Annotated in this window: 9 protein-coding genes; 6 read left to right on the top strand and 3 right to left on the bottom strand. The window is 42.3% G+C overall.

The annotated features are described in order from the left end of the window. Positions 1-161: 161 nt before the first annotated feature. From V7K35_RS25450 to hisS, 3 genes are all read left to right on the top strand, one after another. Positions 162-1,580, top strand: a complete 1,419-nt coding sequence (locus V7K35_RS25450) for an aldehyde dehydrogenase family protein (RefSeq protein ID WP_335082779.1) — start codon at positions 162-164, stop codon at positions 1,578-1,580. Positions 1,581-2,030: 450 nt separating this feature from the next. Then, a complete protein-coding gene (locus V7K35_RS25445) occupies positions 2,031-2,477 on the top strand; it encodes a DUF3598 family protein (RefSeq protein WP_335082778.1) in 447 nt (148 codons plus the stop codon). A 152-nt stretch (positions 2,478-2,629) separates the two neighbouring features. Continuing rightward, on the top strand, positions 2,630-4,018 hold the full coding sequence (hisS, locus tag V7K35_RS25440; RefSeq protein WP_335082776.1) for a histidine--tRNA ligase: 1,389 nt from the start codon (positions 2,630-2,632) through the stop codon (positions 4,016-4,018). A gap of 228 nt (positions 4,019-4,246) precedes the next feature. On the opposite strand, the gene V7K35_RS25435 is transcribed toward hisS, so the two are convergent. Together V7K35_RS25435 and V7K35_RS25430 are read right to left on the bottom strand one after the other, a co-directional pair. Beyond that, complete coding sequence (locus V7K35_RS25435) at positions 4,247-5,299, bottom strand: glycerate kinase (RefSeq protein WP_335082774.1); 1,053 nt, start codon at positions 5,297-5,299, stop codon at positions 4,247-4,249. A 15-nt stretch (positions 5,300-5,314) separates the two neighbouring features. Continuing rightward, a complete protein-coding gene (locus V7K35_RS25430) occupies positions 5,315-5,647 on the bottom strand; it encodes a DUF565 domain-containing protein (protein WP_335082772.1) in 333 nt (110 codons plus the stop codon). Positions 5,648-6,201: 554 nt separating this feature from the next. Here V7K35_RS25430 and V7K35_RS25425 point away from each other — a divergent pair. Both V7K35_RS25425 and V7K35_RS25420 read left to right on the top strand, forming a co-directional pair. Beyond that, positions 6,202-6,828 carry a hypothetical protein gene (locus V7K35_RS25425; RefSeq protein ID WP_335082770.1) on the top strand — a complete coding sequence of 209 codons (627 nt, stop codon included), beginning with the start codon at positions 6,202-6,204 and terminating at the stop codon, positions 6,826-6,828. Positions 6,829-7,264: 436 nt separating this feature from the next. Next, positions 7,265-9,262 (top strand): ArnT family glycosyltransferase, encoded by a 1,998-nt coding sequence (locus tag V7K35_RS25420; RefSeq protein ID WP_335082768.1) that lies wholly within the window; start codon positions 7,265-7,267, stop codon positions 9,260-9,262. Positions 9,263-9,312: 50 nt separating this feature from the next. On the opposite strand, the gene V7K35_RS25415 is transcribed toward V7K35_RS25420, so the two are convergent. Continuing rightward, positions 9,313-12,573, bottom strand: a complete 3,261-nt coding sequence (locus V7K35_RS25415; protein WP_335082819.1) for an ATP-binding protein — start codon at positions 12,571-12,573, stop codon at positions 9,313-9,315. A 678-nt stretch (positions 12,574-13,251) separates the two neighbouring features. On the opposite strand from V7K35_RS25415, the gene V7K35_RS25410 reads away from it, so the two are divergent. Then, positions 13,252-13,833, top strand: coding sequence for a KaiA family protein (locus V7K35_RS25410; protein ID WP_335082766.1), 582 nt, complete (start codon positions 13,252-13,254; stop codon positions 13,831-13,833). The last annotated feature ends 27 nt before the right edge of the window (positions 13,834-13,860 follow it).

The raw sequence follows: 13,860 nt of genomic DNA, 5'->3' as shown, positions 1-13,860 counted from the left end.
GAGCAAGTGGCGTCATGGGGCATGTGGAATACAAAAAAATAACTCCTAACTTCTAACTCCTAACTCCTGTACAGACGCGATTAATCGCGTCTCCCCTAACTCCTAACAGACGCGATTAATCGCGTTTTTACTCCTAACTCCAAACTCCAAACTCCTGCCTCATGACAAAACCAATAGAAGTCCGCAATCCCCGAACTGGCAAATTTGACTACGTAATTATCCCGCCGCCCCCAAGGCTGTTGGCACAGCAATGTAAGCGTACCCGTAGGGCGCAAGTTCGCTGGCAGCAGTTGGGTTTAGAGGGGAGAATTGAAGCCTTACAGCAGTGGAAACAAGCTATATTATCTGGACGCGATCGCCTCACGGAAGCTTTGGTAAATGATACGGGAAGATTGTCAACCTCAGTATTAGAAATAGATTCCTTCCTCTCTAGCATTGATCGCTGGTGTAAGTTAGCACCGGAGTTGCTGCAAGAATCTGCAAAAAATACAGCCATTCCGTTTATCGCCTTGCAACAAACATCTGTTCCTTATCCTCTAGTTGGGGTAATTAGCCCGTGGAATTTTCCGCTGTTGCTGTCTAACATTGATAGCATTCCGGCATTGCTGGCGGGTTGTGCCGTGATTGTCAAACCCAGTGAAATCGCTCCCCGCTTCGTAGCACCACTGACAACAGCACTCAACGCCGTTCCCAAATTGCGCGATGTCTTAACTTTTGTCGAAGGAGCAGGAGAAACCGGATCTGCTTTGATTGAAAATGTAGATTTGGTATGTTTTACAGGCAGTGTAGCGACAGGGCGAAAAGTGGCAGAAGCGGCTGCTAAACGGTTTATTCCAGCTTTTTTGGAATTAGGAGGAAAAGATCCTGCCATCGTTTTAGAATCAGCCAATTTAGAATTAGCAATCTCAGCAATCTTGTGGGGTTCCGTCGTCAACACCGGACAGTCATGTCTATCAATTGAGCGAATTTATGTTGCTGAATCGATATTTGAAAAGTTTTACCATCAACTAGTAGCCAAAGCTTACCGCCTTGAGCTAGCCTACCCTACAGTCGAAAGTGGAGAAATTGGCCCCATCATCGCCGAAAGACAAGCAGCCATTATTAGCGACCATCTCCTAGATGCAGTTGAAAAGGGAGCAGTAATTCACTGCGGCGGTGTAATTGAAGACTTAGGTGGAGGTTGGTGGTGTCGTCCGACAGTTCTCACCCAGGTTAATCATTCCATGAAAGTCATGACCGAAGAGACTTTTGGCCCGATTATGCCAGTCATGCCTTTTTCCACAGTAGAGGAAGCAGTCTCTTTAGCGAACGACTCAATTTATGGATTGAGTGCTGCTGTGTTTGCCTCGGAAGCCGAAGCCTTAAAAGTTGCCCACCAGATAGATGCAGGTGCCATCAGTATCAACGATGCTGCGCTCACCGCCCTCATGCATGAGGGAGAGAAAAACGCCTTTAAATTCTCTGGTTTGGGAGGGTCACGCATGGGTGCGGCAGCGTTGAAACGGTTCATGCGAAAAAAAGCTATTTTGATCAAAACTAACGCTATTAATGACCCTTGGTGGTTTGATAGTGAAGCTTGACACTCTCAGTTAATAAATTCAAATGTAGGGTGCGTTATCTCTGAGAGTACGGCACCGTCAACAATTCAAGGTGCGTTAACCTACGGCATAACACACGCTACTACAAATTTATGTGGATTCATCTACATTGAATTTTCTTGCCGACTTACTTAATGCATCGACTCACAATGGCATTGTATCGACTCACAATGACATTGTATCAACTCACAATGCGATTGTATCGACTCACAATGGCATTGCATCAACTTACAATGCGATTGCATCAACTTACAATGTTAATGCATCGACTTACAATGTGATTGCATCGACTTACAATGTTAATGCATCGACTTACAATGCCAATGCTAATATTCAACAGTTTTTGTAGGGTGAGCACTGCTTACCCGCTCAAACTGTTATTCTTACCTTGTGTTGTACGCCTTACCTACGTTTATTGAGAGGTGAATTGCAATGTCAAATATTCGAGAAGGAATGCCCGTACTTGCCCGTCATGAAGGAGATTGGGTAGGAACTTATACATTAATTGATACAACAGGAAAAATCCTTGATAAGAATGAGTCTCACTTAACTTGTCAATTTCCAGAAAATGGCCCTCATCCCTACTACCAAATCAATCGCTACAATTGGTCTGATGGTAAACGAGAAGAGTATGAATTTCCAGGAAGCTATAAAGATAATAAGCTCTGGTTTGACACCGATCGCATTCAAGGAAAAGCTTGGGAAGTAGATGATTCAGTTGTTATTTTGTGGTTTTCTTATAAGACAAACCCAGAAATGACCATATATGAAATGATCTACATTAGTCCTGACAATAACAATCGTGCCCGCACTTGGCATTGGTTTAAGAATAATCAAATCTTTCAACGCACCCTAATTCAAGAAGAACGGCTAAAATAGTAATTTCTCCCCTCAGAGATAAGCACTCATTTTTTTATTCTCCAGTAGTTTTGTAGGGTGTGTTAGCCTGCGGCATAACACACCATCTTAGATTTTCAGTGCATTATGGACATTAATCCTAATGCACCCTGCCAGATTAGTAAGGTACATGCATGGCAAAAGGTGACAAAATAAACTTTTCGACTCCTAGCGGTTTTCCAGAATTTCTGCCTAGTGAAAAGCGTCTAGAACTATATTTGCTAGATATCATCCGTAGAGTTTTTGAAAGCTATGGATTTACGCCCATTGAAACACCTGCTGTAGAACGTTTAGAAGTGCTGCAAGCTAAAGGGAATCAAGGCGATAATATCATCTATGGCATTGATCCCATCCTGCCACCAAATCGACAAGCTGAGAGAGATAAATCGGGTGAAACTGGTTCGGAAGCAAGAGCTTTAAAGTTTGATCAAACAGTTCCTTTAGCGGCTTATATTGCCCGTCACCTGAATGAGTTAACCTTTCCCTTTGCCCGCTACCAAATGGATGTAGTTTTTCGGGGAGAACGGGCGAAAGATGGGCGTTTTCGTCAGTTTCGTCAGTGTGATATTGATGTAGTTGCTCGTCGTGAACTCAGCTTGCTCTATGATGCTCAGATGCCTGCAATTATCACTGAGATATTTGAAGCAATTAATATCGGTGATTTTCTGATTCGCATCAATAATCGCAAAGTTCTTACTGGTTTCTTTAAGTCAGTGGGAATTGCCGAAGACAAAATTAAATCGTGTATTGGTATTGTTGATAATCTAGAAAAAATTGGTGAGAATAAAGTAAAACAAGATTTAGAGAAACAGGGAGTTTCAGAAGAACAAACTCAAAAAATTATTGATTTTATTAAAATTGATGGTTCGGTTGATGAAATATTAGATAAGCTTAAGCACCTCGCAGAAAATCTATCAGAAACTGAGCAATTGAGCCTGGGAGTTACCGAATTAGAAACGGTAATTTCAGGCGTGCGTAATCTCGGAGTTGCCGAAAATCGTTTCTGTCTTGATTTATCCATTGCCCGTGGTCTTGATTACTACACTGGCACAGTTTACGAAACAACTTTATTAGGACATGAAGCCTTAGGTAGTATTTGTTCTGGCGGGAGATATGAAGAATTAGTCGGGGTATTTTTGGGTGAAAAAATGCCTGGTGTAGGCATTTCTATCGGCTTAACTCGCTTAATTAGTCGCTTGTTAAAAGCTGGTATTCTTAGTACCTTAGCTGCTACACCAGCCCAGGTTATGGTAGTAAATATGCAAGAAGATTTAATGCCAACTTATTTAAAAGTTTCGCAAAATCTGCGTCAAGCTGGAATTAATGTTATCACTAACTTTGATAAGCGTCCCTTGGGTAAACAATTTCAGCTAGCCGATAAGCAAGGAATTCAATTTTGCGTAATTATTGGTTCTGAAGAAGCAGCAATGCATAAGTCCTCGCTGAAAGATTTGAAAACAGGTGAGCAAGTAGAAGTGCTACTGGTAGATTTGGCTGAAGAAGTTAAAAAAAGGCTTGGCTAATATACTTTTAACATCTCTTTTTATCTCTGTGCCGCGCCAGTTGCTAAAGAGCGGGAACGCTAAAAGCGAACAAATCGGGGAACCGCAAGGGCGCACTGGCTTCTCTGCGTCTGTGCGGTTCAAAAGTTTTTTATTTAACCACAGAGGCACAGAGAACACAGAGTCACGAAGTTAAAAAGGAGTTTCTTGAAGATTAATACGTAGCTTGCTTTTCACCTTTGGCGAGTATTACGAATTAGTCCGATCGCAATACACTTGACCAAAGCTATGATCAGCATGAATCTCAATCACTAGATCAACTTCTGTTGCATCTTTTACCAACGGTTTGATGAATAATTCGGGGTGAAGCGATCGCCAAAAATAATTGACAAATTGCTCGATCTCTGCATTAATCATCCCCGATTTACCCGCAGCAATCATCTGCTGTTCCGCCTGTTTGCGCCACTTCAAAGAATAGCGATAATCGGTGGGATATAGCACAATTAAGCTATCTAATCGCTCCCACAGTGGTAAATAATCGTGGAGGCGAAAATTAATATCACGGGCAAATGCTCTATCCTCATCTGTAATAATTGGCGGTGGTGCAGTATCAAATATATTTGGGTCAATTGGGCGCACACCCACAAACCAACCTTCAAATAGTACAATATCTACATCTGTTACCATTTCTGGAGTCGTGCGATTGCCAGCGCCTCCATAGGCAGATTTATCAAAGCGGGGAACCATCACTGGACTTTGCAACTGACGGATTTGATCTAGTACATTTAAGCCTAAATCTACATCGTGGGTTCCTGGTGGGCCGCGCCAAATCAAGCGGGGATCTTGCTGTGTTAAAACTAAGCGATCGCTGTAAGTTTTATACAAGTCATCCAAAGACAAACTCAGAGTCCGGTATCCCAACTGATTGAGAATCAACTTGAGAACATTAGACATTGTGGTTTTCCCAGTGCCTTGTCCTCCCAATATTCCCTGAATCAGGGGGCGTCCCAACTGTTGGCGCTGGGATGCGAGTTTGATCCCCAAGGGAAGCCACAAGTCCCACAATACCTGTAACATTTTCTGGGGTTCTATCTGGAGGCTAGTTAGGCAGAATTGACTAAAGGCTGGGAAGATAGATTTTAGTAAATGCGATCGCTTTTTGATCACTTCATCGACATTTTCCGGCGTGATCCCAAAAGCTTTAGCCCTTAACGTATCTGCCAGCACTGCAACTCTAGCTTGCTGCTGCAAAGTTTCCCCCACCGCATCCGTTGCCAAAATTTCATCCACCCACAAATTCATAAATTCCCCATCTCACTACGATCCCAGCTTAAAGGCTTCGAGAAACAGGCTATAGATGAAACCAACTTTGAGGAGATTTAGTGAGTCTACCAAGAGCGATCGCTTTTCCAAAAAGCTGCGACTATAAAATATCCTACTAGTAATTTCTGTCAGCAGTACTAAAAAAGCAGCTACCACAATGTCCAATACACCTTCTTGACCGGCTGTAGTGGAGACTGCGTTTCCCAGAAAAAAACCGAACAAAAAACTAATTATCAGCAACGATAGTCGCCGCCAAGGATTTAAAAACCATTGCCCCAAGCGTGTAGCAATGGCATCCAACAAGTTATTCAGACGAGTGTTTTGCATCAAATAGACTTCTAAGCAAAAGTCAAGATATCTTGAAATATCTTTATATTCAAAGAGGATATTGGTTTGAGCCTAAGCTTGTTTGTTAATATTATAGATATATGCTGGGCTTCCAGTGTTGATTTAAATTTGCACATCCGATCATCTTTAGGGAAGTACAAGTCCTTAAAAGGGTGGTTATTATAACGCAACATGAAATATACATCTTAGATTTATCTAAGGTTTGGCAAAGGATGCTTTGTTGAGGCCGCTAGCGGTTTTAAGAAGCTTTGATTTTTTTATCCAAATGAATTGGCAGGCTCGGTTTATAATTTTCTTATTTTTATCTAAACCTACGGTCAAGATAGAAATTAGTGGGTGTTTATACCCATTTTTTGTCATCAAGTAAATAATTTACTCCGAATATTTTCTAATCAAAATGATATTTATAACACATTGGTATGCCTAATTTTAGGAAAGTTTATATTAGGCCACTTTCTATGATTGCCTTTTGTGATAATAGGCTACTATTTGGTCAAGCCTAGACAAAATATTTATTTCTAAAAATTATCAATATGAAATCTTCAGTGTATCGCAACGTCGGTGTTACAGCTTGTTGCTTGGGACTGCTTGTTACTCTAATGGGATGGTTTGGAGTGAGCATATCCTTAGAGTCCACTGATCCAGATACATCTTCACAACTGCCAACTGAAACTACCCAGTGGAATACAACTTCGTCTACACCGGTTTCACCTGAAAAAGGTATTTCCACTAATCTATCGACTCTAGGAGCGACCCCAACCAATCAAGTAGAACATAGTATTAGAGATACTCATCCTGTCTTGGCAGATCGTGATAAATCAGCAAGCATTGCCAACGAGCAAGGGACTTTGCGAATGAGCAATCAAACAAATCAGCCTGTGCGCCTGGCTCTACTGGCGCGACAGTCGGTAGCAAAAGGTGGTACTAAGATTAACTATGATGTACCGGCACATTGGGATTTTGCTCCCCAAGAAGGTAGTGATAAGGGACTGATTCTATCTCTACCTCAGAATAATTTAAAGCTTGAGAAGGGAGATATTTTAGTTGCTTTTGCACAAGATGGCTCCCGTCGTTACTGGGGCCCCTATGTTGTTGGGGAAACTCAATTACCTAAGTGGAATTCCCAAAACAGAGAATGGCAACTAGTGCTGAGTCCATAGTTGATATTCAATAGTACTGAAGAAACAATCCGGCAAGCGCGTAAATTCAGCTACTATCACCCAGACAAAGGACTTAGACAAGGGGCAAAATCCCCTTGTCTAAGAGGTTGTGATTTTAATTGCGTTGTTACCCCCCTTATAAAGGGGGGAAATAAGAAAAATCCGGTTCCCTCCCCAATACATCGGCGAGGGTTAGGGAGGGGTAAAAAATATTTTATACATCATTATGGACTTTTCAAACATCCTCTAAGTTAGGTAAACGCCATAGTGTACTAGTGTATTAGAGAACTTTCTCTGGTGACTTGGAGCAACTGTCGTTACTGAACGGGAAAAAGTGTAGAGTACTGAGTAGAAGAAAATTGTTAAATTTAAAACTCTGAAGAACAAAAGATAGATAACCAACGACTATTGATTAGTGATTGTTGACTATCGACTAATGAGAATGAAATTGAGTGTTAAGCACACTGTTGATCAGTGGTTCAACAAAATAGCAAAGAATCCAGCCCTTAGTCTAACTGTGTCGATTTTGTGGTTGATATTGATTGGCTGGATAGCTTTTGGGTGCAATTTGGGCAATACTGGCTTGGTTGATGAGACAGAGCCGCTATTTGCCGAAGCTTCCCGCCAGATGTTCGTCACAGGTGATTGGATTACCCCATTTTTTAATGGTGACACTCGTTTCGATAAACCTGCTTTAGTTTACTGGTGTCAGGCGATCGCCTATGCAATTTTTGGGGTGAATGAGTGGGCAGTACGCCTTCCTTCAGCGATCGCAGCCTTAGGCTTAATTTGTTTAGCTTTTTACACTATCCAGTGGTATACGGCTGAACAAGACGAATTAGAGCAAGTTTCACGTCCTACTCGCCGCTATTTAACATCTTTTATGGTAGCAGCGCTCATGGCACTCAATCCCGAAACTATTATTTGGGCGAGAACGGGTGTCTCTGATATGCTGCTGACTGGATGTATGGCATCAGCTTTGTTATGTTTCTTTCTAGGGTACGCAGGAAAGCAAGGGAACAGGGGAGCAGAATTAATAACCAATACAACTCTTGCAGAGGCTGCGCCAACGGCTTCGGCTCCATCGAGCGATCGCGTTGCGTCTCGTAGAGAAGCCGAAATGCTCAGTACAAGTGCCCCATTCCCTAATAAGTGGTACTTAGCTTTTTATGTGCTGATTGCAGGCGCAATTTTGACTAAAGGCCCAGTGGGAATTGTTTTACCAGGGCTAATTGTTGCGGCCTTTTTGCTTTATGTAGGAAAGTTTCGAGAGGTGTTGCGGGAAATGCGCTTTCTCATGGGTATACTGATAATTTTAGGTCTATCAGTACCCTGGTATGCTTTAGTAATTTGGCGCAATGGCTGGAATTACATTAACTCCTTTTTTGGTTATCACAACCTGGATCGCTTTACAGAAGTAGTTAACGGTCACTCAGCACCTTGGTATTTTTACTTTTTAGTCGTGCTGCTGGGTTTTGCGCCCTACTCAGTGTATTTACCAGTCTCTATAGTAAGATTAAAGTTTTGGCAGCGATCGCACTGGCGATCCCTTGAACGTTTTCAGCAGTTTGGTTTATTTGCCTGGTTCTGGTTTGCTAGTGTCTTTGGCTTTTTCACCATTGCTGTTACCAAACTCCCTAGTTACGTCTTGCCTTTAATGCCAGCAGCGGCAATCCTGGTAACCCTGTTGTGGAGCGACCTTTTACCAAAAACGGATAATCCAAATGACAGCACGACGCAAGGACACAAAGACACAGAGAGAGGATTTAATCATCTCCCAGCGTCTTCTTCCATCCCCCCCTTACTCCTCTGGAGTGGTTGGGTGAATGTAGTGTTTTTATCATTTTTGGCAACAGCACTGTTTAACATCACCCACATATTAGGTACTGATCCAGCTATAAGTAACTTCCACGAATTAATTCAACGATCTGGTTTACCACTAATAGCCGCCGTAATTTGGCTGGTTTGTGCTGTTTTAGTTGCAGGTTTATTACTGAGTCGCCGTTGGAACTACATTAGCAGTATTAATTTAATAGGATTTGTGGCGTTTATAATTTTTGTCTTAACGCCTACTTCGTTCTTTATTGATCGAGAACGTCAATTACCCTTAAGAGAGTTGTCTGCGGTCATTCTACAAGCAAAACAACCAGATGAAGAATTGATCATGCTTGGCTTCAAAAAGCCTAGTGTAGTTTTTTACAGCCACATTCATGTAAATTATTTAGGATTTCCCCAACAGGCTGTAGAGCATATTAAAAACCAGGCTGCCAAAGGACTAAAACCTGCCTCAGTGCTGGTGTTGGCTGAACAAAAAAAGTTTTTACAAATGGACTTACAGCCAGATGATTACAAGAGTTTATCAACCAAGGGTGCTTATAACTTGGTTAGAATTCCTTTTAAGAAAAAGAAAAAGGAAAAAATAGATATATCATAATTGGGCATTGGGCATTGGTTATTAATTCTGCTCCTCTGCCCCATTCCCCATTAACACTTGTGATTGTAACCATTGACAGCTAAAGCTTGATTGATTTGGTTTAAGAGGTCTTCCATTGATATCGATCGCGGTAATATTTGAGTAGCGATCGCACCCACAACAGTTTCTATAGATTCCAAACCATTCTTCTTCTGCTTGTCAATTTTCTCGTAAGCTACCCCTGGCTGGGAAATAGTTTCCGGGCGATTTAATCGCTGATTAAGTACCAAAATTGGTGGTAACTTGTCAGGCGAATCTCCCAATGTTTTCAGTGCTTTTAGCACGTCTTTATGGATAGCGGATTCTCCTAAACAAATTAGTAGTAAGTCAACGCTTTGGTGGCGAATTTGTTGTAACACTTCTGCCCAACAGGGACTGATCGCCGCTTTGAAGCCTGCTGTTTGTAGATACTGAATTAAAGCTTGGAACCACTCAGACCCCCGTTTAGCAGTTTCACTACTAATTGAGCAATTTTTTTCTGTCTGATAACCGTTAACTTGCTTGCGTCTTCCCTGTGGAAAATCACGTAGCTTTGTCAAATCCACTACCAAGATGTTGGCAGGGCAGCAAATACCAGAAGCAATTTGCAGTACTGATAGTAAGGCATCTGTTTTCTCAGTGCGACTGCTTTTGTCTTTAGCAAATGGTGTTAAGTAAGGAAATACAGATAACCCTGGTATCTTAGAAGCTATTAGTGTGGTTGCAACATCGCAAGTAACCAGTGGTATAGCCGCTAAACGTGGATGCCCAATTAGTTGTTGCAGATAAATTTGGGCAGTGGTACTTTCAACATCTAGCAAAATTACATCAAACTGCCATACCCGCGCCAAGAGTTCTGCCTGATCTAGGTCATCTACTTCAATCACCCGGTGTTCTCGAAGTGAGGGGTGGGGATTGACTGATTCCAAATGGGGATTCACCAACCTGAGAATTCGCAGTGGAGTCTTAGTTGGGATAATTGCGCTATTATCTAACCCTAGCTGCAAAACTGCTTGTGCAGTACATAATTTTTCTAGAACTGGTGCTAATACCTGATGCTCTATTGGCAAACTTAAGAAACCATCGGCTCGGTTAGCAAATGCTTGCTCCTTTTCGGCTGCCGTCGCTGTCACAATTACAGATATATGACGGGTTGCGCTGTCAGATTTCAATAAAGTCAGCACATCCCAGCCTGATAGTAGGGGTAGCAACGGATTCAAAAATATCGCTATTGGTTGCAAGCGCCGAGCTTTTTCGACTGCTTCTGTCCCCGATCGGGCAATCACTACCCGATATCCTAAACTTTTGAGTTTTTCGGTCAAGTCTTCAATATATCGAGCTACTGCCTCGACTACCAAGACCAACCGTTGTGAACTAGCGGGATGATGCTGTGTGGGCGTACTGACATGCTGACGATCTGCCACAGAGTTTTCCCGTGTCTTTTGGTATCGCGTCTGTTCGTCTTCTCTGATTCCCACATCTGGCTCAGAAAAGCCTGTTTTCGGCGGACTGGGTGGCAGAAGTAGTGTAAACTGGCTACCTTTACCTTCACGAGATAAAAAGCTAACATCTCCTCCGTGGAGGCGAGCCAGGGCCCGAGTTAATACTAGCCCCAAACCAGTGCCTTCAAATTGGCGGGTGAGGGGATTTTCTAGTTGTTGAAATTTTTGAAAGATTAAGTGTTGCTGGTGTTCAGGAATGCCAATGCCTGTGTCCCAAATTGTAAAAGCAATCCATCCTTCCCAACGACTCACCCGCAGCCCAATTTCGCCAGATATTTCGGTGAACTTAAAGGCGTTGGAAAGTAGATGTACTAGCATCTGGCGTAAGCGCAATTCATCTGCCACTATCTGATCTAAGCCTATTTCAATGGATAGGCTGAATTGGGAAGCAGATGAACGGGCATTTTGTTGAGTTTGGGACGTAGCTTTGCTAGGTTGGATGTGGATGGCTTTGGCTTCTGATAGGGCGCGATCGCACACAGCCTGAATTTTTACTGGCGTCAATGTCAGATCCATTTGTCCCGTTTCCATGCGGGTCAAATCTAAAATGTCATTAACTACACTCATTAAGTGGCGTCCGCTTTGATGAATCAGTCCCGCATAACGGGCTTGACGCTCGTTAAGTTCTCCCAATTGCTGATCCACAAGCAACCGTGATAATCCCAGAACGGCAGTTAGGGGAGTTTTGAGTTCATGACTAATACAAGCTAAAAACTCATCTTTCAACCGATTTAGTTGAATTAAATCAGCATTCTTTGCTGCCAGTTCTTTGCAAAGCTGTTGTTGCTCAGTGACATCAGTAGCTAAAACCAACCACAAATCATTGCTGAGTGCAACCTCTGAATCTGCACTCATGACTTTAAACTCAGGACTATCTAATGGAATTTTGGCAAATTGCCAGATTCGCTCCTGACCATTTTGCACTTCGACAACGCAGGTACAAGTACCCACCTGACTATCCAAATAGCAGCGACTGTATACAGTATCTGGTGATGCTTCTTGCTGGGTCGGTTCCTCTGCACCACCATGCTCATTCTCCCTACCATTGGGATGAACCGTGATTGCTCGTTGGCTGGCATATTCGGGTTTTTCGGAGGGCTTCGGGACAAGTATTGCCTCAACCTGTTGCCTAACTCCTTCTGGATCTTTCAAGACTCCTAATTGCTGCCACCAGGCGGGATTTCGTGCTACCACCTCGCCAGTACCCGTTTGCAACATCAAAGGCCAAGGCAGTCTTTCCAGCAACTGTACCAGTGGTTGGTGTCCCAATGATTTGGGTTCATTTGGTGTCTGCACACTAGCATGATACTCATGGCGATGCTCACCAGACGACCTCTGGATGCCTGAGCTTAGTGACCCAGCTATCCGTTCCTTAGCCAACAATCGCAACAGACGTGAACTATCCAGTAGCCCCAAATATCGACCATCAGAGTCAATCAATGCCCAATCTAAGGAGGAGTGTTTTTCGGCTTGTTGATAACCCAAGCGCAAGCTCAATTGCTCTACAGGCTCAGAACCTAATATTGTCTGTATTGGCTCAATTAGACCTTGACCCCAGGTGGAGAGTGATTGGTGTAAATTTAGATTTTTATCGTCACTATGTGCTAATAATATTTGGATTAAACGGGCAGAATACAGCAATCCTATGGGGCGTTGCTGTTGATTCACTACTACCAAGCGATCGCACTGCTCTTGCTCAAAAATCTCCAGCACTACTGCCAAAGAACTTGTTTGGGGGCAGCTAGGTACGGTTGCCTGAAAGTCATAAAGCGGGTAATCTAGCATTAACATAGGGCTTTGGGGGTTCTTCTTCCTGTGGAAACCTCCGGCATCTCCATCTGCCAACTGTTGATGGTCTTTTCGCCTGAAGCCATATCCTTTAAGAAGACTCATATAAGCAACTCTGGTTATTTCAACGCCATTAAAACAACGGGATTTCCCCTCACGGACACTTACTTGCGAACGAGTGCATTTTTCCAAGAGGCGACTTTTACTTTTGCCGCTTCTCATTTCTAGCAACTAGCCTCCCCAGTGTCTTACTGGTATTTAAACTCCTGATCGATAGCGACGGCTACAACAATTATGGCCCCAAAGGTTCGCTTTAGAACCTTGAGGAATTATAATGATTTAGAATGCGACAATCCTTTAAGTTCGTTTAAGTATCTTATCAAGGAGCAAAATAAAAAATTTATCTATTTCTTTATATATAGATGAGATACAAATAATAAATTAGCTACTCTGTCTTGTTATGCCGACAGATACCTGATCATTAAAGACCTACTAAGTCCTAACACTCAGTTGCTGTACTAGGTTGTTGAGTGGCTAACACTATCTGTTAACACAGAGCGTTATTTTTTTGGGGTGGATCACCAGTTTACTCTACACCCAGTATTACCCTAGAAGCGTTAACTAAACTTATCAGCCCACGTTTCTTGGTCAGGGCGATTAAGGAGATATATTCAAGAATAGATGTTATTACCGATATTGATTCTGCAACCTGATGTTAATAAATGTTTAGATAATCCAGTTGACTTAGACAACCAAAAAGGTTTGAGCAGGTGGATGTGGAAATTTATTGACGCGATTATTGCCCAATTTTACTACCTACCTGTTGTTGCAACTACCTCTGGAAAAATCAACTATTTGCCAAATTGGCTGCAACAAAATCCAAATAAGGCATACACTGACAAGTACATCTATGTATTTGCCTGTCACACCCAAAAAAGCCAACAGCATTTTCAGGAGATGACTTCAGCAGAACGGCAAAAATTATTAAGACAGCTTAAGTTAGATTACAGTTTAATTATTATAAATTATTTTACCACAGACAAAACACTCAAGGAAAAAATTGATAAATTTATCAATACTATATTTTATGCTAATATTCCTGTGCCCCAAATGATCGAAATTCACATGGAGGTAATTGAAGAATTTTCTCACCAGCTAAAATTAGAAGGAAGGAGCAATGAAACATTACTTGATTACCGCCTGACGTTGATAGAAATCCTGGCTCACCTGTGCGAAGTCTATAGGAGTTCGATTTCTAAATAAATTAAATTTATTGATGTTTAACTTGGA

Source organism: Nostoc sp. (genome assembly GCF_036917275.1).
Taxonomy (GTDB): Bacteria; Cyanobacteriota; Cyanobacteriia; order Cyanobacteriales; family Nostocaceae; genus Nostoc.
The sequence above is the reverse complement of the archived record's forward strand: the minus strand, read 5'-3'. Positions and strand labels throughout refer to the sequence as shown.